This window comes from Caulobacter sp. AVps16, from assembly GCF_058681455.1.
The window spans coordinates 3228731-3247037 of sequence record NZ_CM178739.1 but is presented as its reverse complement, the minus strand read 5'-3'; the positions used below and the strand labels follow the sequence as shown (position 1 = coordinate 3247037).

Annotated in this window: 24 protein-coding genes; 17 read left to right on the top strand and 7 right to left on the bottom strand. The window is 67.4% G+C overall.

Translation table 11 applies throughout. The annotated features are described in order from the left end of the window. Positions 1–43: 43 nt before the first annotated feature. On the top strand, positions 44–526 hold the full coding sequence (locus tag ACW17U_RS15600) for a peroxiredoxin (protein WP_062143161.1): 483 nt from the start codon (positions 44–46) through the stop codon (positions 524–526). A 122-nt stretch (positions 527–648) separates the two neighbouring features. On the opposite strand, the gene ACW17U_RS15595 is transcribed toward ACW17U_RS15600, so the two are convergent. Further along, the gene (locus ACW17U_RS15595) at positions 649–2430 is read right to left on the bottom strand and encodes an acyl-CoA dehydrogenase family protein (protein WP_492053636.1); all 1782 of its coding nucleotides are present in this window, start codon (positions 2428–2430) and stop codon (positions 649–651) included. Positions 2431–2610: 180 nt separating this feature from the next. Between ACW17U_RS15595 and ACW17U_RS15590 the strand changes: the two genes are divergently transcribed. The 4 genes from ACW17U_RS15590 to ACW17U_RS15575 are packed head-to-tail and all read left to right on the top strand — an operon-like array spanning position 2611 to position 5803. Continuing rightward, positions 2611–3243 carry a YceI family protein gene (locus ACW17U_RS15590; protein ID WP_492053634.1) on the top strand — a complete coding sequence of 211 codons (633 nt, stop codon included), beginning with the start codon at positions 2611–2613 and terminating at the stop codon, positions 3241–3243. 28 nt (positions 3244–3271) lie between these two features. After that, positions 3272–4555 (top strand): YceI family protein, encoded by a 1284-nt coding sequence (locus ACW17U_RS15585; RefSeq protein ID WP_492053632.1) that lies wholly within the window; start codon positions 3272–3274, stop codon positions 4553–4555. Beyond that, positions 4486–5481: an L-threonylcarbamoyladenylate synthase gene (locus ACW17U_RS15580; protein ID WP_492053630.1), complete on the top strand. Its 996-nt coding sequence runs from the start codon at positions 4486–4488 to the stop codon at positions 5479–5481. The genes ACW17U_RS15585 and ACW17U_RS15580 overlap by 70 nt, the downstream gene beginning before the upstream one ends. A gap of 4 nt (positions 5482–5485) precedes the next feature. Then, positions 5486–5803, top strand: coding sequence for a 1-deoxy-D-xylulose-5-phosphate synthase (locus ACW17U_RS15575; RefSeq protein ID WP_492053629.1), 318 nt, complete (start codon positions 5486–5488; stop codon positions 5801–5803). On the opposite strand, the gene ACW17U_RS15570 is transcribed toward ACW17U_RS15575, so the two are convergent. Beyond that, positions 5800–6198: a type II toxin-antitoxin system VapC family toxin gene (locus ACW17U_RS15570; RefSeq protein ID WP_492053627.1), complete on the bottom strand. Its 399-nt coding sequence runs from the start codon at positions 6196–6198 to the stop codon at positions 5800–5802. The genes ACW17U_RS15575 and ACW17U_RS15570 overlap by 4 nt on opposite strands. Then, positions 6195–6479: a type II toxin-antitoxin system VapB family antitoxin gene (locus ACW17U_RS15565; protein ID WP_166504110.1), complete on the bottom strand. Its 285-nt coding sequence runs from the start codon at positions 6477–6479 to the stop codon at positions 6195–6197. Before ACW17U_RS15565 ends, ACW17U_RS15570 begins: the two co-directional genes overlap by 4 nt. A gap of 67 nt (positions 6480–6546) precedes the next feature. Between ACW17U_RS15565 and ACW17U_RS15560 the strand changes: the two genes are divergently transcribed. Beyond that, positions 6547–7956: an FAD-binding oxidoreductase gene (locus ACW17U_RS15560; protein ID WP_492053626.1), complete on the top strand. Its 1410-nt coding sequence runs from the start codon at positions 6547–6549 to the stop codon at positions 7954–7956. Here the strand turns inward: ACW17U_RS15560 and ACW17U_RS15555 are convergent. The 3 genes from ACW17U_RS15555 to ACW17U_RS15545 are packed head-to-tail and all read right to left on the bottom strand — an operon-like array spanning position 7931 to position 8981. After that, a complete protein-coding gene (locus ACW17U_RS15555) occupies positions 7931–8236 on the bottom strand; it encodes a hypothetical protein (protein WP_492053624.1) in 306 nt (101 codons plus the stop codon). The genes ACW17U_RS15560 and ACW17U_RS15555 overlap by 26 nt on opposite strands. Continuing rightward, entirely contained in the window at positions 8233–8535 is a 303-nt protein-coding gene (locus ACW17U_RS15550; protein WP_492053622.1) for a transcriptional regulator, read from the bottom strand. Before ACW17U_RS15550 ends, ACW17U_RS15555 begins: the two co-directional genes overlap by 4 nt. Beyond that, positions 8532–8981 carry a hypothetical protein gene (locus ACW17U_RS15545; protein WP_492053620.1) on the bottom strand — a complete coding sequence of 150 codons (450 nt, stop codon included), beginning with the start codon at positions 8979–8981 and terminating at the stop codon, positions 8532–8534. Before ACW17U_RS15545 ends, ACW17U_RS15550 begins: the two co-directional genes overlap by 4 nt. A gap of 974 nt (positions 8982–9955) precedes the next feature. Here ACW17U_RS15545 and yaaA point away from each other — a divergent pair. The 8 genes from yaaA (at position 9956) to ACW17U_RS15505 (ending at position 15967) form a co-directional block, all read left to right on the top strand. Beyond that, a complete protein-coding gene (gene yaaA / locus ACW17U_RS15540; protein ID WP_492053619.1) occupies positions 9956–10723 on the top strand; it encodes a peroxide stress protein YaaA in 768 nt (255 codons plus the stop codon). A gap of 101 nt (positions 10724–10824) precedes the next feature. Beyond that, positions 10825–11622: a 3-hydroxybutyrate dehydrogenase gene (locus ACW17U_RS15535; RefSeq protein ID WP_062143198.1), complete on the top strand. Its 798-nt coding sequence runs from the start codon at positions 10825–10827 to the stop codon at positions 11620–11622. 12 nt (positions 11623–11634) lie between these two features. Continuing rightward, entirely contained in the window at positions 11635–12708 is a 1074-nt protein-coding gene (locus tag ACW17U_RS15530) for a patatin-like phospholipase family protein (RefSeq protein ID WP_492053616.1), read from the top strand. Then, on the top strand, positions 12705–13139 hold the full coding sequence (locus tag ACW17U_RS15525; RefSeq protein ID WP_062143205.1) for an NUDIX hydrolase: 435 nt from the start codon (positions 12705–12707) through the stop codon (positions 13137–13139). The genes ACW17U_RS15530 and ACW17U_RS15525 overlap by 4 nt, the downstream gene beginning before the upstream one ends. 78 nt (positions 13140–13217) lie before the next feature. Next, on the top strand, positions 13218–14000 hold the full coding sequence (locus ACW17U_RS15520) for an SDR family NAD(P)-dependent oxidoreductase (RefSeq protein WP_492053614.1): 783 nt from the start codon (positions 13218–13220) through the stop codon (positions 13998–14000). Positions 14001–14140: 140 nt separating this feature from the next. Then, positions 14141–14278 carry a hypothetical protein gene (locus tag ACW17U_RS15515; protein WP_492053613.1) on the top strand — a complete coding sequence of 46 codons (138 nt, stop codon included), beginning with the start codon at positions 14141–14143 and terminating at the stop codon, positions 14276–14278. Positions 14279–14358: 80 nt separating this feature from the next. Further along, the gene (locus ACW17U_RS15510; RefSeq protein ID WP_492053611.1) at positions 14359–15324 is read left to right on the top strand and encodes an NAD(P)H-dependent flavin oxidoreductase; all 966 of its coding nucleotides are present in this window, start codon (positions 14359–14361) and stop codon (positions 15322–15324) included. Between the two features lie 109 nt (positions 15325–15433). Next, positions 15434–15967, top strand: a complete 534-nt coding sequence (locus ACW17U_RS15505; RefSeq protein ID WP_492053609.1) for a hypothetical protein — start codon at positions 15434–15436, stop codon at positions 15965–15967. Between the two features lie 6 nt (positions 15968–15973). On the opposite strand, the gene ACW17U_RS15500 is transcribed toward ACW17U_RS15505, so the two are convergent. Continuing rightward, positions 15974–16183 (bottom strand): hypothetical protein, encoded by a 210-nt coding sequence (locus ACW17U_RS15500; RefSeq protein ID WP_062143217.1) that lies wholly within the window; start codon positions 16181–16183, stop codon positions 15974–15976. Positions 16184–16323: 140 nt separating this feature from the next. On the opposite strand from ACW17U_RS15500, the gene ACW17U_RS15495 reads away from it, so the two are divergent. The 3 genes from ACW17U_RS15495 to ACW17U_RS15485 are packed head-to-tail and all read left to right on the top strand — an operon-like array spanning position 16324 to position 18220. Then, complete coding sequence (locus ACW17U_RS15495; protein WP_062143220.1) at positions 16324–16749, top strand: TIGR02301 family protein; 426 nt, start codon at positions 16324–16326, stop codon at positions 16747–16749. A 33-nt stretch (positions 16750–16782) separates the two neighbouring features. Next, the gene (locus tag ACW17U_RS15490; RefSeq protein WP_062143228.1) at positions 16783–17760 is read left to right on the top strand and encodes an SPFH domain-containing protein; all 978 of its coding nucleotides are present in this window, start codon (positions 16783–16785) and stop codon (positions 17758–17760) included. 4 nt (positions 17761–17764) lie between these two features. Continuing rightward, positions 17765–18220: an NfeD family protein gene (locus tag ACW17U_RS15485; protein WP_062143230.1), complete on the top strand. Its 456-nt coding sequence runs from the start codon at positions 17765–17767 to the stop codon at positions 18218–18220. Positions 18221–18307: the final 87 nt, after the last annotated feature.

The window sequence follows — 18307 nt, the reverse complement described above, 5'->3', positions numbered from 1 at the left end:
CCTATATTCGAATTCCCACCCCCAAAAGGACAGGACCAGACCCATGACGATCAAGGTTGGCGACACGCTTCCCGCGGCGACTTTCATGACCAGCACGGCCGAAGGGCCTGCACCGGTCACCACCGATGACCTGTTCAAGGGCAAGACCGTCGCCCTGTTTGCCGTTCCCGGCGCCTTTACCCCGACCTGTTCGGCCAAGCACCTGCCGGGCTTCAAGGAGCACGCCGCCGAGTTCAAGGCCAAGGGCGTCGACACCATCGCCTGCGTCTCGGTCAACGACCTGTTCGTGATGAAGGCCTGGGGCAAGGACCAGGGCATCGACGGCGAAGTGCTGCTGCTGGCTGACGGCAATGGCGACTTCACCCGCGCCGTGGGCCTCGACTTCGACGGCTCCAAGTTCGGCATGGGCTCGCGCTCGCAGCGCTATTCCCTAATCGCCAAGGACGGCGTGGTCACCGCGCTGAACGTCGAGGAAGGCGGAGAGTTCAAGGTCTCGTCGGCCGACTACATGCTGGGTCAGCTCTAATTTTTTAGCCACTCGCCCCCTCCTGGCTGCTGCGCAGCCGTCCTCCCCCGCAGGGGGAAGACGGGATCATCTTCCCCCTACGGGGGAGGAGCGCCGCAGGCGCGGAGGGGGCCAGTCTTCGCCTACGCCCCCAGCATCTCCGGCGTCGTCGCGGCCAGATCCGCCGCGCCCAGGGTGACACCCGCAGCCTGGCCCGGGACCTGGGCCAGGACCGTTTCGGCATAGATCCGCGCCAGGGCCAGTTTGGTTCCCAGCCAGCCGGCATCGCCCTCGCCCGCCGCGATCGCGGCCGAAGCGGCCAGGGCCCCCTTGGCCAGCATCCAGCCGCCGACCACATCGCCCAGCAGTTTCAGATAGGCCGTGGCCCCTGACAGGGCGTCAGGCATGGCCCGCGCCCGACGCTCGATCAGCCAGGCCGTGGCGGTGCTGGCGGCGTCCAGGGCGGTCTCCAGGCGTCTGGCCAGGGTGCCGAAGGCCGGATCGCCCGCTGCATTGAGGGCGTCGATCGTGTCGCGCATGTCGTCCATCAGGTCGCCGATCGCCTGGCCCTCGCCGAGGCCCAGCTTGCGGCCGACCAGGTCGATGGCCTGGATGCCGTTGGTGCCCTCATAGATCGGGGCGATCCGGGCGTCGCGATAGTGCTGGGCCGCGCCGGTTTCCTCGATGAATCCCATGCCGCCGTGGATCTGGACCCCCTGGGATGCGACCTCGACCCCGATGTCGGTCGACCAGGCCTTGGCGATGGGGGTCAGGAGTTCCTCGCGCAGGCGGGCGGCAGAGCGGTCGGCCTCGGTCGCGCCATGGCTGGCCAGGTCGGCGGCGACGGCGGTCGACAGGCAGATGCCACGGGCGGCCTCGATCCTGGCCTTCATCAGCATCAGGGTCCGGCGCACGTCCGGATGGTCGAACAGCCGGGCCGAGGCCTCGCCGGTCCAGGCCGAACGGCCCTGGCGGCGCTCCAGCGAGAAGGCGAGGGCCTGCTGATAGGCGCGCTCGGCAATGGCCACGCCCTGGGTGCCGACCTGCAGGCGGGCGGCGTTCATCATCGTGAACATGTGGGCCAGGCCCGAGCCCAGCTGGCCGACCAGCTCGGCCTTCGCGCCCTCGAACAGCATCACGCAGGTGGGCGAGCCGTGAATGCCCAGCTTGTGCTCCAGCCCGCCGGCCCGCAGGGCATTGGCCGCGCCCAGAGTGCCGTCAGCCTCGACCAGGACCTTCGGGGCCAGGAACAGGGAGATGCCCTTGACGCCGGGCGGGGCATCGGGCGTGCGGGCCAGGACCAGATGGACGATATTGTCGGCGACGTCGTGATCGCCCCAGGTGATGTAGATCTTCTGGCCGGTGATCGACCAGCCGCCGTCTCCGTCCGGCGTGGCCAGGGTGGTGATCGTGCCGAGGTCCGAGCCCGACTGCGGTTCGGTCAGGTTCATGGTGCCGGTCCACTCGCCCGAGACCAGGCGGGGCAGGTAGAGGGCCTTCTGGTGGTCGGAGCCGTGATGGGCCAGGGCCTCGATGGCTCCCAGGGTCAGCATCGGGCACAGGCCGAAGGCCATGTTGGCGGCATGGACCATCTCGAAGACGCCGATTTCCAGGCTCTTGGGCAGGCCCTGGCCGCCATGGTCGGGATCGGCCGCCAGGCTGTTCCAGCCGCCTTCGGCGAACTGACGATAGGCCTGGCCAAAGCCCGGTGCGGCGCGGACCACGCCGTTTTCCAGGGTCGCCCCAACCAGGTCGCCCTGGCGGTTCAGGGGGGCCAGGATGTCGCCGGCCAGGGCCCCGGCCCCTTCAAGCACCGCCTCGACCGTGTCGGAATCCGCGTCCGGAAAGGCTCCGGCCAGGCGCTCGAAGCCGGCCGCGTGCCGCAGGGAGAAGGCGATGTCGCGAACGGGCGCTCGGAAAGTCATGGGGGCAGGGCTCCGGAGGATCGGTGTTCTGTTTAGGCGCGTGACGCCGTAGCGCCAAGTCGGCGGCGAGTCATGTCCTCGCCTCACGACTTCGTGATCCCTCGGCCCTTTTTCGCGCCCAAGGGGTTCCTACCTAGGCCTAACCGTAACCGCTTCGATGACAGTTTGGAGATCTAACCGATGATCCGTCCCTTCGCCTATGCCGCGCTCGCCGCCGCCCTGCTTTCGGCCCCCGCCGCCATGGCCGCTCCGGGCGTGACCTCGACCAAGCCCGCTGATCTGCCGGCCGGCGAATACAGCCTCGACAAGACCCATGCCGTGCTGACCGCCAAGCTCAAGCACATGGGCTTTTCCAACTACACCCTGCGCTTCACCCGCCTCGATGCCAGCTTCACCTATGATCCCAAGGCCCCGGAAGCCTCGAAGATCAATGTCACGGTCGACCCGGCCTCGATCGACACCTCGACCGGTGCCGACGCCTTCGGTCTGAAGTTCAACAAGGAACTGGCCGGCGACGGCTGGCTGGAAACCGCCAAATATCCGACCATCACCTTCGTCTCGACCAAGGTCGATGTGGGCAACGGCCAGACGGGCAAGGTCACCGGCGACCTGACCTTCCACGGCGTCACCAAGCCGGTGGTGCTGGACGTCACCTTCAACGGTGTCGGCGGCGGCTTCATGCCTGGCAGCGTCAAGACCGGCTTCTCGGCCTCGACCACGATCAAGCGTTCGGAATTCGGCGTTTCCAAGTATGTTCCGCTGGTCGGCGACGACGTGACGCTGAACATCGAAGTCGAGTTCAACAAGAAGTAAGACCGTCAATTCGGATCTGGAGACCCTGATGGCCGCGACACGCACGCGCTACACCACGGTGGCGATCGTTCTTCACTGGCTGATCGCCGCGGCCATCATCTTCCAGATCATTCTCGGCTGGAGGGCGGGGGACGGTCCCAAGGGACCGACGACCTTCGCCCTCTTCCAGCTGCACAAGTCGATCGGCATCACCATCCTGCTGCTCAGCCTGGCGCGGCTGGGCTGGCGGCTGTCCAATCCGCCGCCGCCCGCACCCGAGGGTCAGCCGAACTGGGAAAAGACCGCGTCGCACGTCGTGCATATCGGCTTCTACGTGATCATGATCGGCCTGCCGCTGACGGGATGGATCCTGGTCTCGGCCAGCAAGACCAATATCCCGACCCTGCTGTTCGGGACCATTCCCTGGCCGCATCTGCCGCTGATCCCCGACCTGGCGCCGGCGGCGAAGCATGTCTGGCACCAGATCGGCCTGATCGGCCACGAGGTGATGGTCAAGCTCACCTATCTGCTGCTGCTCCTGCACCTGGGCGCGGTGGCCAAGCACCAGGTGCTCGATAAGGACGGGGTGTTCGGCAACATGGCACCGGGGGCCATGCCGGGCCTGAAGGAGCCGCGCGCCTGGCTGGCCGCCGCCGGTCTCGCGGCGGTGATCGCCGCCGGCTATCTCTACATGCCCAGCGCGAAGCCTGCCGCCAAGCCGGCCGTGGCCGCAGAGCCCGCGCCGGTTCCCGCCCTCGTCCCGGCCGCGCCGGTGGCGACAGCGCCGGACACTGCTGTCGCCGTCCCGGCAACAGCCCCGGCCCCGATCCTGAAGGATCCCGTCGCCTGGACCGTGAGCAAGGGTTCGACCCTGGGCTTTACGGCCTCCTGGTCCGGCGAAGCCCTGGAGGGCAGCTTCACCCGCTGGAGCGCCGACATCCTGTTCTCGCCTGAGGCCCTGGACCGCTCGAAGCTGACGGTCAGCATCGACATGGCCTCGGCCAAGACCGGCGATGACCAGCGCGACGCCAGCCTGCCCGGCGAGGATTTCTTCGCCACGGCCGCCCATCCCAAGGCGGTGTTCAGCGCCAGCAAGTTCCGCAAGACCGGCGAGGGCCGGTTCGTCGCCGACGGGACTCTGGACCTGCGCGGCGTCAAGAAGCCACTCAGCCTGCCGTTCAGCCTCAAGATCGACGGCGACACGGCCACGGCGCGCGGTGTAACCACCCTCGACCGGACGACGTTCGGGGTCGGACAGGGTGAATGGGCGAGTACGGATCAGATCGCGGCGAAGGTGAAGGTCAGCTTCGCCCTGACGGCCAAGCGGAAATAGGCCCTCAAGCGGCGATAGAGGGGGCCGCGCGCGCCCTCGCGGCCGGTGAGCTGGTGCTGCTGCCGACTGAGACCGTCTATGGCCTGGGTGCCGATGCCGCCAACCCGACCGCCGTGGCGGCGATCTTCGCGGCCAAGGGCCGACCGCGCTTCAATCCGCTGATCGCCCATGTCGCCGACCTGGAGACGGCCGCCCGTATCGCCGTGCTGGATGACCGCGCCCTGGCCCTGGCCCAGGCCTTCTGGCCCGGCCCCCTGACCCTGGTCGCGCCGATCCGGGACACAGAGGCGGTCTGCGACCTCGCCCGGGCGGGGCTCGACACCGTGGCCATCCGCCTGCCGGGACATCCCCTGGCCCGTGCCGTGCTGGCGGCGTTCGGCGGAGCGGTGGTGGCCCCCTCAGCCAATCGCTCGGGCCGGCCCAGTCCGACCACCCATGCCGACGCCGTCTCCGAGACCGGCGAGGCCTGCACGGTCACCCTCGATGGCGGGCCCTGCGAGGTCGGCCTGGAATCCACCGTCGTCGCCGTGCTCGACGGCCCGCCGCGCCTGCTGCGCCCCGGGGCCGTGACCCGGGCCCAGCTCGAGGCCGTGGTCGGGCCCCTGGCGGAGGCCGCAGACGACGCCAGGCGCTCACCCGGCCGCATGGCCCTGCACTATGCCCCCGATGCCCCGGTGCGGATCGACGCCGTCGGGCCGCAGATGGGCGAGGCCTTCCTGGCCTTCGGTCCGTGGCCGGACGGGGAGGGCGTGTTCAATCTCAGCCCGACCGGCGATCTCGCCGAGGCCGCGGCCAAGCTGTTCTCTTATCTCCGAGCCGCCGACCGGACCCGTCCGGTGGGCATCGCCGTGGCCGCCATTCCCGATCAGGGCCTGGGCGAGGCGATCAATGACCGTCTGCGCCGCGCCGCCGGGTTCATAGGATAGACCGATGAAGTTCCGGATCATGTACCTTGAGGACAAGTCGAAGGGGCTGAACGGCCCGGCGCGGATCGGGCGGGTGCGGTCGTCGAAGACCGGTGAGACCCTCTATTATGCCGGCCGCACTTTCGAGGCTTTGCGCAATTCGGGCCTGAAGGCCAATTTCCGCGACCTCGAAACCGGCCAACCGTTCTGGATCGCCAGGGCCCGCAAGGACGGCGGCGACCGGCTCTACAAGGGCGCGGGCGATCCGGCGGTGATCGATGATGACGTGCGCGAGGAATACTGGGCCAAGATCCGGGGCATCCCCGATCCGGCGGTCGGCTAGGCGTCCAGCGCCGAACGCACGTCGGTCAGCGGAAAGTCGTCGCCCTTGTACAGCAGGGGCGCATCCAGCGATTTGGCCAGGGCATAGGCGAAGCAGTCGGCGAGATTGAGCCTGGCCGGGTGGTGGCCCTTGCCGAAGCGAAGATAGGCGTCGAGGGCGACGGCGTCGACGACGGGCTCGGACGCGATCATTACCCGATAGTCGGCAAGCCAGGCGTCGAAACTGTCCCGCGACACGAACACACCTTTCCCCGTCAGGACGATGCCGGCTTCGACATAGTTCATCGGCGAGATCAGGATCTCGGCGGCGGCCTCCATGGCCTGCATGTAGACGGCCCTGTCCGCCTCGAAGGTGGCGATCGCCACAAGCACCGAGCTATCGACGACAATCCTCACGTTTCAGAGCCGTCGTAGCCGGGGATTTCGTTGAGGTCGTCGAAGTCGGTCTTGGTGATGGGCGGCAGCAAGCCCGCCAGAGCTTCAGGTGTCAGGTATTTGCGGGTGATCGCGTCCATCTCGGCGGCGCTGCGCGGACGATGCGGCCTGGCCTCGCGCCGCTTGGCCGCCAGCCGTTCCCGCACGGCGATCTCGACCGCTGTGGTCAGGCTTTCGCCGGTCAGTTCCGCCAGTTCCCGCACCGCGCGTTCGGCGTCGGGATTCTTGATCAGGATGCCCACGTTTGTCTCCGTATAGACTTCAGTATATACTGACAGGGGCGCCTCATAAAGCGTATCCTCCTGTCCCATGACCAAGCCCGTTCCCGCCGATACCCTGTCCCGCCTGAAAGCCGTGCTCGGCGAGGGCGGGTGGAGCCAGGACCCTGAGCGCCTCGAGCCCAAGCTGCTGGAGTGGCGCGGTCGCTGGCGGGGCGAGACGCCGTTGCTGGTGTTGCCGCGCACCACGGGCGAGGTGGCCGCCGTGGTCGGCATCTGCGCCGCCGACGGCGTGGCGATCACCCCGCAGGGCGGCAATACCGGTCTGGTGGCCGGCCAGATCCCCCAGGGCGAGATCCTGCTGTCGACCGAAAAGCTGCGGGCCGTGCGCGATGTCGACGGGCTGGATGACGTCATGGTGCTGGAGGCCGGGGTGACCCTGTCGGAAGCCCATGCCCGGGCGGCTAGCGTCGGGCGTCGCTTCACGGTCGGGGTGGCCTCGGAGGGCTCCTGCACGATCGGCGGCCTGGTCTCGACCAATGCCGGCGGCACGGCCGTGCTCCGCTACGGCATGATGCGCGAGCAGGTGCTGGGTCTTGAGGCGGTACTGCCCAATGGCGAGATCTGGAACGGCCTCAAGCGGCTGCGCAAGGACAATACCGGCTATGACCTCAAGCAGCTCCTGATCGGGGCCGAGGGCACGCTGGGCGTGGTCACCGCCGCCAGCCTGAAACTGCATCCGCTGCTCGCCTCGCGGGCCGTGGCCATTGTCGGCCTGGGCTCGCCGGAAGACGCCATCCAGCTTCTGGCGCGGGCCAAGGACGAGACCGGCGGGGCCGTGGAGGCCTTCGAGCTGATGGGCCGGCTGGGTTTCGAGCTGACCGTGCGCAACGTGCCGGGTCTGCGCGACCCGCTGCCGTCCATCCATCCCTGGTACGTGCTGATCGAGATCGCCAGCGGCGAGCCCGGCGCAGCCGAGGCCGCCCTGGAGCGCCTGCTGACCAGCGCCCTTGAGCGCGGCCTGATCAGCGACGCCGCCGTGGCCCAGACCCAGACCCAGATGAAGGCGTTCTGGCACATCCGCGAGGGGCACTCGGCCGGCCAGAAGCCGGAAGGCGCGGCCTGGAAACACGATGTCAGCGTGCCGGTCTCCAAGATCCCGGTCTTCATCGCGCGCGCCAATGCCGCTATCGCTGCGGCCTATCCGGGCACGCGGATCGTCGCCTTCGGCCATGTCGGTGACGGCAATGTCCACTATGACGTGATCAAGCCCGCCGGCGGCGATGACGACGCCCATGACGCCCAGCGCGACGCCGGGGCGAGCATCGTCCACGACATCACGGCCGATCTGAACGGCTCGATCAGCGCCGAGCACGGTCTGGGGGCGATGAAGACGATCGAGGCGGTGGGCTACAAGGATCCGGTCGAACTGACCGCTCTGAGGGCGATCCGCTCGGCGCTGGATCCGCAGCGGATCATGAACCCCCGGGTTTTGTTCTAGACCGCCAGGCCAGGGTCAGGGCGACGATCGCCCCGATCGGGATCGTGGCCTTGAGCAGGCCCGCAGCGTGGCCGGGGCCCAGCAGGTTGACGGCCATCGGCACGAAACCCCAGCGTCCGCTCCCGAGGTCCATCCAGAAGGCACCGACCCCGACGAAACAGGCGGCGGCCCAGGCCAGGCGATAGGGCAGGCCGCGGCTGCTGGCGACCACGGCGGCGGCCAGCAGCATGGCGAGGGTCCAGGGGAACTGGGCGAGGAGAGCGAGGGTTTGCGGGGTCATGCCACGCTGCCTTCGGCCCCGGCCATCAGGGCCCGTAGCGCCGCCAGGTGCCCCTTCAGGGCCTTGCGGCCCGGGCCGGTCAGGGACAGCCAGGTTCGAACCCGGCCGTCGGACGGGGTCTTGCGGATCTTCAGATAGCCGGCCTCTTCCAGGGTCTTGATGTGCTTGCTGAGCACCGACTCGCTGACATCCAGGGCCTCGCGGACCGTGGCGAAGTCGATGGTGTCGACCGCGGCCAGCATGCAGCACATCTGCAGGCGGTTGGGCGCGTGGATGGCGGGGTCGAGGCCCGCGCTCACAGGCCGCTCTCGTCGCGCAGGTCGCGGCGGAAGGCCGCCTCCCAGACGAAGCCGCCGACGGTGGTGATCACGGCCACGATCGCGCCGCCGATCAGGGGAGCCGAGACCATGCCGGCCGTGCGTTGCAGCCAGAGCGAACCCAGCGCCACCATCGTGCACGTCGCCGCCAGTCCGATCGCCACGACGCGGGTGCGACCGGCGCGGTAGCCATTGACCCAGAGGCCCGTGTGTTTCTTGTAGGCCGCGACCAGCATGACCAGGGCGATGCTGAACAGGGCATAATAGGCTCCCATGAACGGCAGGGAGGCCCCCTGAAGGCCGATCAGGCCGCCGAGCAGCAGGCCCAGAGCCGGATGATACCAGACCGGCGCCACGGCGCGCCGGGCCAGGTCTTCATTGGCGGCGCGAAGTTCGGCCAGCAGGTCAGTGGGGTCAGGAGGCGACATCTCAGGCTCTTTGGTTTCCATAGTGGAAAGTTACCTGTGACTTTCCGGTCTGGCAAGTGACAAGTTTCCGATGTGGAAAGTCTGTGACTTGCCTGCCTCTGTACCGGGACCGTCGCGGTGACGCGGTCGGCGGTGTTTTCCCGGCCGACGCCGCAGGCCCCCTCCTGACCTGCTGCGCAGGTCGTCCTCCCCCCTGCGGGGGGAAGATGAAACGCGCCAACCCCATCTTCCCCCTTCGGGGGAAGACGATCGCGAAGCGATCCGTAGGGGGCAAGTGCGGGGATAGAGACCAATCAATCCCCGGGGCTTTCAAGGAAAAGCTCAACCCGATCAGCACCCTGCAAAAACAACCACCGCGCCCGTCCGACGCGCCCAAACCGGCCGCATAATCAACCCACCTCGTCGCGAGGAAAGGGCGCAGGGCCAGCGACCATTGCGGCGGCGGGGGGTGATCGAGCGGGGCTGGGGTCGAGGGGGATACTCGACCGGTCCGGGGACCTGGTTGCTGGCCAGACCCGCCCGCCGTCGGCGTGGTTGAAGGCAAAAGGGCGTGTCTGGCTGTAAGCCCGTCCTCTTCGACCGCCGGAGCCCGCCGGAAACGGCGGGATCCGGGTTCCGGTAAGGCCTCAACAGGGCCACCTGGCGGGAGGCGGACGGAAAACGGTGACGCGGAGCGGACGGCTTCGTCGAAACGGTATTTTCTATCTCTCATCCGGACGTCGTCCGGACGCTCCGCGACCCTTTCCAGAACCTCAGCGAGAGATCGCGTGAGGTTGAAAGCCTGTGTCCGCCAGACTTGCCCCCTACGGGCTGCTGCGCAGCCGTCTTCCCCCGCAGGGGGAAGATGAAACGCGCCAACCCCATCTTCCCCCTCCGGGGGAGGACGACCGCGTAGCGGTCAGGAGGGGGCCAGTGCGGGCCAATCGCCAACCTCCCGCTAGCGAACCCCCTTCGGACCCTCTATCTCCCCGGGTATGTTGATGGTCATCTCCCCCGCCAAGTCGCTGGACTACACCGCGCCCGAACAGGTGCTGCCGCTGACCACGCCCGAACTGAAGGGCAAGATCGGCGAGCTGGCCAAGGTGACGCGCAAGCTGACCGCCGCCGATCTGCGCCGGCTGATGCACATCTCCGAAAAGCTGGCCGACCTGAACCGTGAGCGGTTCCAGGCCTTTGATCCCGAGGTCGAGGAAGGCCTGCAGGCCGTGATCGCCTTCAATGGCGACGTCTATGCCGGCCTGGCGGCCCGCGAGCTCGACCGGGCGTCCCTCGACTGGGCCCAGGACCGCCTGCGGATCTTGTCGGGCCTCTATGGGGTGCTGCGTCCGCTGGACGCGATGCAGCCCTATCGCCTGGAAATGGGCACCCGCCTGAAGACCAAGCGCGGGTCCAATCTCTATGATTTCTGGGGCGAGACCATCGCCCAGACCCTGAACGCGGCCGCCGAGGGCCATGCCGACCGGACCCTGGTCAACCTGGCCAGCCAGGAATATTTCGGGGCCGTCGATGCCAAGGCCCTGAAACTGCCGGTCGTCACCTGCCACTTCAAGGAAGAGAAGGCGGGTCTGCTGAAGGTGCTGGGCTTCTTCGCCAAGAAGGCGCGCGGACGAATGGCGCGCTACATCATCGATAATCGCCTTGAGCAGTCGCGGGACCTGAAGGGCTTCAATCTCGACGGCTACCAGTTCCGGCCGGCGCTCTCTACGGACACCGACTGGGTTTTTTCTCGCCCACAACCCTGAATTCATCTATCGATGAATTTATAAAAGCTCGCCCTTCGCGGAAGCGAGCTGTATGTTGCATTGCAGCATAGATTAGGGCGTAGAGCAGGGAGCGCGTCGTCATGGCCGTTGATTTCGGGTTGCAGGGTCAGGTCGCCATCGTCACCGGCTCGACCAGCGGTATCGGCCACGCCTTGGCCGAGGCCCTCGCCGCCCAGGGCGTCAATATCGTCCTCAACGGGCTGGGCGAGATGACCGCCATCGAGCGCACCCGCGCCGAACTGGCGGAAAAGCATGGCGTCGAGGTGCTGTACAACGGTGCCGACATGACCAAGCCCGATCAGATCGCCGACATGGTGCGGGCCGCCAAGGCCGAATTCGGCGAACTGGACATCCTGATCAACAATGCCGGCATCCAGTATGTGGCCCCGGTCGAGGACTTTCCCACCGACAAGTGGGACCAGATCATCGCCATCAACCTGACCTCGGCCTTCCACGCCACCAAGGCCGCCGTGCCGATCATGAAGGACCAGGGTCGGGGCCGGATCATCAATATCGCCTCGGCCCACGCCCTGGTCGCCTCGCCGTTCAAGGCCGCCTATGTGGCCGCCAAGCATGGTGTCCTGGGCCTGACCAAGACCGTGGCCCTGGAAGTCGCCACCTTCGGCATCACCTGCAACGCTATCTGCCCGGGCTTTGTGAAGACCCCGCTGGTCGAGGCCCAGATCGCCGACCAGGCCAAGGCCCGCGGCATCAGCGAGGAGGCGGTCATGCGTGACGTCATCCTGGCCAGCCAGCCGACCAAGCAGTTCGTCAGCTTCGACCAGCTTTCGGGCATGCTGCTCTATCTGGTCTCCGATGCGGGAGCCTCTGCCAATGGCGCGGCGTTCCAGATCGACGGCGGCTGGACCGCGCAATAGGGGAAGCGGGCCATGCCCATAGGCCCGTTTCGGAAAAAGCCTGCCGGTCCCCGGCCCCTGAGCCTGGCCCTGCAGGGCGGCGGGGCCCACGGGGCCTTTGAATGGGGCATTCTCGACCGTCTGCTCGAGGAAGATGACCTCGAAATCCGGGCGGTGACCGCCGCTTCGGCCGGGGCGATGAACGCGGTTTGCCTGGCCCATGGCCTGGCCCTGGGCGGGCCGGGTGACGGCGGGCGCAGCAAGGCCCGCGAGACCCTGGAGGCCTTCTGGCGCGGGGTGAACCGGGCCGGCGGCCAGAACGTGTTCGGCGATTCCAGCATCTGGACCAAGGCCTTTGCCGGTCCCGACTGGCTGAAGAATACCCCCGGCTGGCGCATGGCCGAGACCCTGGCCATGAGCCTGAGCCCCTACGAGTTCAATCCGTTCAATCTCAATCCGCTGCACGACGTGCTGGAAGAGACCGTGGACTTCACGGCGATCCGCGAGCGTTCGCCGATCAAGCTCTATATCGCCGCCACCGCCGTGCGGCTCAGCAAGGCCAAGATCTTCCGCGAGGGCGAACTGACGGCCAAGCACATCATGGCCAGCGCCTGCCTGCCGCAGGTGTTCCAGGCGGTCGAGATTGACGGCGAGCCCTACTGGGACGGCGGCTTTCTGTCGAATCCGCCCCTGTGGCCGCTGTTCTATGACGACACGCCCGACGACATCCTGATCGTCAGCCTCAACCCCTTTGTCCGCGACGAGACGCCCAGATCGCCGGGCGAGATCATGGACCGGCTGAACGAGATCACCTTCAACGCTTCCCTGGCCTCGGAACTGCGGGCCATCGGCTTCGTCCAGAAGCTGCTCGATGAGGGGCTTCTGAAGGACACCGCCAAGGGGCGCTATCGCCGGATGCTGGTCCACGCGATCACCGCTGACGGGCCCCTGGCGGACCTGTCGCTGTCGACCAAGTTCAATACCGAGTGGAGTTTTCTGCAGGATCTCAAGGCGCGCGGCCGCACTGCCGCCCAGACCTGGCTGGACGATTGCGGGACCTGTATCGGGGTCAAGTCGAGCCTCGACCTGAAGGCCGGATTCCCATGAGCCAGCCCGTGCCGACGGTCGGCGTCGTCTGCCTGCGCGGCGACCAGGTGTTGCTGATCAAGCGGGGCACGCCGCCCAGGCTGGGCCAGTGGAGCCTGCCCGGTGGCCGGATGGAGCTGGGCGAAACCACGGTCGCGGCCGCCCTGCGGGAACTGAAAGAGGAGACCGGGATCGAGGCCGAGATCCTCGGCCTGATCGACGTCGTCGACGGGATCTTCCCCGCAAGGCCTGGCCCGGACGGTACGGCCGGCGAGATTACCCGCCACTATGTCCTGATCGACTATGCCGCCCGCTGGGTCGCCGGCGAGCCGGTGGCCGGCGACGATGCGGCCGAGGCCCGCTTCGTCTCCCGTGACGAGGCCATGGTCCTGGTCGACTGGGACGAGACCCGGCGGATGATCACCGAAACCTATGAGCGGTTCGGCCTCTAGGAGCCGCACGTCACGGCACCCTTGACGCCGGCCCTGGCTACGCCTCTCATTCAAACAAACGTTCACGGGAGAAACGCCATGGCCTATGCGCCGTTCAATCTGGCCGGCAAGGTGGCCCTGGTCACCGGCGGCAATCGCGGCATCGGCCTGGGCATGGCCACGGCCCTGGCCCAGTCGGGGGCCGACATTGTCATCTGGGGCTCCAATGCCGAGCGCAACCAGGCCGCCGAAGGCGAACTCCTGAAACACGGTGTGCGGGTCAAGGCCCAGACCGTCGACGTGTCCGACGAGTCCCAGGTCGCCGAGGCCATGGTCGAAGCCGTGACGGCCATGGGCCGGATCGACTCGGTGTTCGCCAATGCCGGGGTGGGCTTTGGGTCGCCGTCCTTTGTCGACATGCAGACTGAGACCTATCGCAAGATCCTGGCAGTCAATCTGGACGGCGTGTTCTTCACCCTGCGCGAGGCCTGCCGGCACATGGTTGACCGGGCCAAGTCGGGCGATCCCGGCGGCTCGCTGGTCGGCGTCGCTTCGCTGGCGGCCATCGAGGGGGCGGCCCGCAACGAGGCCTATGCGGCCACAAAGGGGGCGGTGATCTCGATGATCAAGTCCGTCGCGGTCGAGCATGCCCGCTACGGCGTCCGCGCCAATGCCATCCTGCCGGGCTGGATCGCTACCGACATGACTGCCGGTGCCCAGAGCGCCCCCGCCTTCGCCGAGAAGGTCATCCCCCGGGTTCCGGCCCGTCGCTGGGGCGAGCCGGCCGATTTCGGCGGCATGGCGGTCTATCTGGCCTCCGACGCCTCAACCTATCATTCGGGCGACACCCTGGTGATCGACGGTGGCTATTCGATCTTCTGATTCCGGATTGATTTCTGGACTCAATCGTCGAAGAAAACCCTATCGAAATAAGGGTCTTGCGTGAGGGCAGGGCGGGTGAGAAGCTTTCCTCGAAGGTAGGCTGGACGTCAGATCCGGGTGCCTTTCGAGGAAACGCAACGATGACCCCGCAAGACGTCGTCACCCTGGCTCCGCCCCGTGGCATGCTGGCCCTGATCGCCATGATGCTGACCGCCATGGCCGCCTGCTTCTTCACGACCGAAGCCACGGCCGAGGCCGTCCGGACCGACCGGATCTGAGGGCCCTGCCCTCGCGGCACGCTTGCTAGGGCCGCGACCCGACGCCCATCCTGCCGGAAAATTACGGGAGGACGGGTTCCATGGCACTGCATACGCCCCTTTGCGATCTACTGGACATCGAGCACCCGATCCTGCTGGCCGGCATGGGCGGGGTCTCCTATGCGCCCCTGGCGGCGGCCGTCTCCAATGCCGGCGGCTATGGCGTTCTGGGCATGGCCGGCACGACGCCGGACTTCATCCGCGACCAGATGCGTCAGGTCCGCGCCCTGACCGACCGTCCGTTCGGCGTTGACCTGCTGGCCGCGACCCCGGACGCCCTGACGGCCAGCGTAGAGGTCATCATCGCCGAGGGCGCATCGGCCTTCATCGCCGGCCTCGGTGTTCCGATGCCGATCATCGAACGCCTGAAAAGCGCCGGCCTGAAGGTCATGGTGGTCTGCGGAGCCGTGAAACATGCGGTCAAGGCCGAGCAGGCCGGCTGCGACGCAGTGATCTGCCAGGGCGGCGAGGGCGGTGGCCATACCGGTCTGGTCGGGACCCTGCCCCTGGTCGCCCAGGCCGTGGATGCGGTGAAGATCCCGGTGGTCGCCGCCGGTGGCCTGCACGATGGTCGCGGTCTGGCGGCGGCCCTGGCCCTGGGCGCCCAGGGCGTCTGGATGGGCACACGGTTCATCGCCTCCACCGAAGCCCATGCCGGTGATCTCTATCGCCAGGCGGTGGTCGAGGCCGCCGACGAGGATACGGTCCGCACCCGCTGCTATTCGGGAAAGCCGATGCGGGTGAAGAAGAACCCCTATGTCGAGGACTGGGAATCCCGCCCCGGTGACATCCAGGGCTTCCCGCAGCAGGCCATGGTCTCGTTCCGCAATGGGGCCATGGGCGGCATCGGTGGCCAGATCGAGGGCCTCGATGCGGAAAGGTCCTGCTTTGCCATGGGCCAGAGCGCGGGCGGCATCCGCGAGGTGCTGCCGGCGGGCGTTATCGTCGAGCAGCTGGTCACCGAGGCCCAGGCCGCGATCCGCCGCATCTCGGCCCTGAACGCCTAGGTTCCGGGCGTCCAGACAGAGGGCTGTCCCACAGGTCCCGCTGGCCCAGTTTCCCGTCGACGCGGCCGGGCTTCCGAGGCAGGCTCACCGCCGGCACGGGGAGAATGGCATGAGCACCGGCGAAATCCTGAAGACGCGGCTCAGCGAATACAGCGCGCTCTGGCTGGCCTCGTTCGTCCTGGTCCTGGCCGGCGCGGGGTTTGTCAGTGTGGCGCTTGGACGGGATCTTGTGGAGGTCGCCGACAAGGTGCTTCCGGTCAGCTTTGCCCTGCTGGGCGTTGCGGTGGTGATCGGTGTGGGGGTCACGGTGGTGTCCCGGGCCAGCTTGATCGCCAAGTGCCTGGTCACCCTGCTGGCCCTGCTGCTGGTCCTGCCGCTGCTGTGGTCGCCGGTCCTGGCGGTCCTGATCCTCGCGACGATCGGCCGGGTCACGATCGAATACTCCGAGGCCTATGCCCAGTTCCGGATCATCGTCAGCCAGTTGATCTATCCGGTGGTCTCGATGGTCGTGGAGGGCCCGCTGGTCGCGGCGGTCTGGAATGCCTTCCAGATCATCGCCTCGATCGTCGGCTTCGTGGCCTCAGCTCTTCAGGTCTGGCGGGTGGTCAAATCCTGGATGGCCGGCCAAGGCACCGAAGCCTGAGGGCGTTCAGCCCAGCCGGGTCGGCGCGGGCAGGGTGAAGTCCTCGTGCTGCACCGCCAGCAGAACGGACATGCCGACGCCGGTCGATTGCTCGGCCAGCCGCGCCGCTGCCTTGCTGGCCAGGGCCTGGCTGGCATAGCGCCCAAAGCGCAGGTGTTCGCCCACGATGGACCAGTGATCTTCGACGCGCACGACGCCATAATGCACTTCAGTCATGATCGACCTCCTTGCAGCCGGCCCAGCCTTGCTGCCGACCCGTGGCGGTAACAAGGCCGGATTGGCTTTCCGGTTGCCAAGGACTCGCGTGCCGGGCGCGTGATCGTGACATTGGCCCGTCGTTTGGGAATAGTGGGCTCATGCTTCGCTTGCCTGTTGCCGCCCTGATCATCGCCAGTCTGGCCACCGCCGCCCTCGCCCAGGAGCGTGAGCCGGAAGAGCGCCAGCGCCTGCTGGACCTGGCCTATACGCTCGGTGAGAGCCATGCCCTGCGGCAAACCTGCGAAGGCCTCAATGACCAGTTCTGGCGCTCGCGCATGGTCCGCCTGACCGAGGTGGAACAGGCCGAGCAGGCCTTTGACGCCCAGCTGCGCGAGCGGTTCAACACCGGCTTTGCGGCCCGCCAGGGCGAGTTTCCGCTGTGCGATGCCGCCAGCCGCAAGGCCGAACAGCAGTCAGCCCGCAAGGGCCAGGCCCTGGCCCTGAAGCTCTCGCAATCGGTCCGACTGGTGCCGCGCGGCGAGATCGTACCGGAACCGATGGCGGAGGTCGCCGCACCGCGCTAACCTGCGCCTCTCGGTTGTGCAGGGAGCGTCGTCTTGGCCTCGTATCTGGTTCCTCTGGTTCTCCTGGTCCTGGCCCTGCTGCTGGTCATCAGCGTTATCAAGATCGTGCCCCAGGGGCGTGAGTTCACGGTCGAGCGCTTTGGTCGCTACACCCGCACCCTCAAGCCCGGCATCACCATCCTGATGCCTTTCGTCGAGACGATCGGGCGCAAGGTGAACATGATGGAGCAGGTCCTCGACGTGCCCCAGCAGGAGGTCATCACCAAGGACAACGTGTCGGTGAAGGTCGATGCCATTGTCTTCATCCAGGTGATGGATGCCGCCCAGGCGGCCTACAAGGTCGACAACCTGATGTACGCCATTACCCAGCTGGCACAGACCAATCTGCGCACCGTGGTCGGCTCGATGGAGCTGGACGAGGTGCTGAGCCAGCGCGACCAGATCAATACCCGCCTGCTGTCGACCATCGACCACGCCACCGGGCCCTGGGGCGTCAAGATCGCTCGCATCGAGATCAAGGACCTGACCCCGCCGGCTGACATCACCAATGCCATGGCCCGGCAGATGAAGGCCGAGCGCGAGCGCCGTGCCGTGATCACTGAAGCTGAAGGCGAGAAGCAGGCCCAGATCGCCCGGGCCGAGGGCCAGAAACAGGCTGCCATCCTTCAGGCCGAGGGCCGCAAGGAAGCCGCCTTCCGCGACTCCGAGGCGCGCGAGCGGGAAGCCGAGGCCGAGGCCAAGGCGACGGCCTTTGTCTCGGAGGCCATCTCCAAGGGCGACGTCAACGCCATCAACTATTTCATCGCTCAGAAATATGTCGAAGCCTTCGGCGATCTGGCCCGCTCGCCCAACGCCAAGACCGTCATCGTGCCCGCCGACTTCGCCGGCCTGACCGGCACGGTCGCGGGGGTGGCCGAACTGATCAAGACCCTGGGCAGCGGCGGTTCTGTGGCCCCCACACCGCCGGTTCCGCGCACCAATACGCCGACGGGTGGCGTCAAGAAGGTCTGAGTCGATGGAAGCCCTGGCGACCTTCTATGCAATGCACCCCTTCTGGGTCTGGCTCTCGGTGGCAGCCTTGTTCCTGGCCGTAGAGGTCGGGACCGGCAGCGGCTGGCTGCTCTGGCCTGCCGCCGCCTCGGCCCTGGTCGGTGTCCTGAGCCTGATCCTGCCGACGAACCTGCCCGTCGAGATCGCGCTGTTCGCGATCCTGACCATTGCCGCCACCTATCTGGCCCGGCGTTATCTGAAGCCGGTCCTCGAGGGCGACGCCCCGGACCTGAACGATCCCCTGCTGCGCCTGATCGGTCGCGATGGTGAAGTGCTGTCGACCTTCGAGGCGGGCATGGGCCGGGTGTTTGTCGACGGCAAGGAATGGCAGGCGCGGCTGGACGGCGGTCCGCCCCTGCCGGGTCAGCGCATCCAGGTGGTGGGCGTCGAGGGGGCGACCCTGACGGTGCGGGCCTACTAGATCATTTCCGGGCGCGCCGGTCGCGTCTGGCGCCAGGTCGGGAACGTCCCTATCTGGCCCATGCCCCGCCGCTTGCATCGCGCGGGG

Excerpts from the sequence above, each read along its gene's own strand:
- ACW17U_RS15525 (WP_062143205.1), top strand. The coding sequence starts at position 12,705 with ATGAGCCAGCCCGTGCCGACGGTCGGCGTCGTCTGCCTGCGCGGCGAC.
- ACW17U_RS15500 (WP_062143217.1), bottom strand. The coding sequence starts at position 16,183 with ATGACTGAAGTGCATTATGGCGTCGTGCGCGTCGAAGATCACTGGTCC.
- ACW17U_RS15580 (WP_492053630.1), top strand. The coding sequence starts at position 4,486 with ATGGGCGAGTACGGATCAGATCGCGGCGAAGGTGAAGGTCAGCTTCGC.
- ACW17U_RS15560 (WP_492053626.1), top strand. The coding sequence starts at position 6,547 with ATGACCAAGCCCGTTCCCGCCGATACCCTGTCCCGCCTGAAAGCCGTG.
- ACW17U_RS15595 (WP_492053636.1), bottom strand. The coding sequence starts at position 2,430 with ATGACTTTCCGAGCGCCCGTTCGCGACATCGCCTTCTCCCTGCGGCAC.
- ACW17U_RS15535 (WP_062143198.1), top strand. The coding sequence starts at position 10,825 with ATGGCCGTTGATTTCGGGTTGCAGGGTCAGGTCGCCATCGTCACCGGC.
- ACW17U_RS15520 (WP_492053614.1), top strand. The coding sequence starts at position 13,218 with ATGGCCTATGCGCCGTTCAATCTGGCCGGCAAGGTGGCCCTGGTCACC.
- ACW17U_RS15485 (WP_062143230.1), top strand. The coding sequence starts at position 17,765 with ATGGAAGCCCTGGCGACCTTCTATGCAATGCACCCCTTCTGGGTCTGG.
- ACW17U_RS15515 (WP_492053613.1), top strand. The coding sequence starts at position 14,141 with ATGACCCCGCAAGACGTCGTCACCCTGGCTCCGCCCCGTGGCATGCTG.
- ACW17U_RS15545 (WP_492053620.1), bottom strand. The coding sequence starts at position 8,981 with ATGTCGCCTCCTGACCCCACTGACCTGCTGGCCGAACTTCGCGCCGCC.
- ACW17U_RS15585 (WP_492053632.1), top strand. The coding sequence starts at position 3,272 with ATGGCCGCGACACGCACGCGCTACACCACGGTGGCGATCGTTCTTCAC.
- ACW17U_RS15495 (WP_062143220.1), top strand. The coding sequence starts at position 16,324 with ATGCTTCGCTTGCCTGTTGCCGCCCTGATCATCGCCAGTCTGGCCACC.
- ACW17U_RS15505 (WP_492053609.1), top strand. The coding sequence starts at position 15,434 with ATGAGCACCGGCGAAATCCTGAAGACGCGGCTCAGCGAATACAGCGCG.
- ACW17U_RS15590 (WP_492053634.1), top strand. The coding sequence starts at position 2,611 with ATGATCCGTCCCTTCGCCTATGCCGCGCTCGCCGCCGCCCTGCTTTCG.
- ACW17U_RS15575 (WP_492053629.1), top strand. The coding sequence starts at position 5,486 with ATGAAGTTCCGGATCATGTACCTTGAGGACAAGTCGAAGGGGCTGAAC.
- ACW17U_RS15600 (WP_062143161.1), top strand. The coding sequence starts at position 44 with ATGACGATCAAGGTTGGCGACACGCTTCCCGCGGCGACTTTCATGACC.
- ACW17U_RS15510 (WP_492053611.1), top strand. The coding sequence starts at position 14,359 with ATGGCACTGCATACGCCCCTTTGCGATCTACTGGACATCGAGCACCCG.
- ACW17U_RS15530 (WP_492053616.1), top strand. The coding sequence starts at position 11,635 with ATGCCCATAGGCCCGTTTCGGAAAAAGCCTGCCGGTCCCCGGCCCCTG.
- yaaA (WP_492053619.1), top strand. The coding sequence starts at position 9,956 with ATGTTGATGGTCATCTCCCCCGCCAAGTCGCTGGACTACACCGCGCCC.
- ACW17U_RS15555 (WP_492053624.1), bottom strand. The coding sequence starts at position 8,236 with ATGACCCCGCAAACCCTCGCTCTCCTCGCCCAGTTCCCCTGGACCCTC.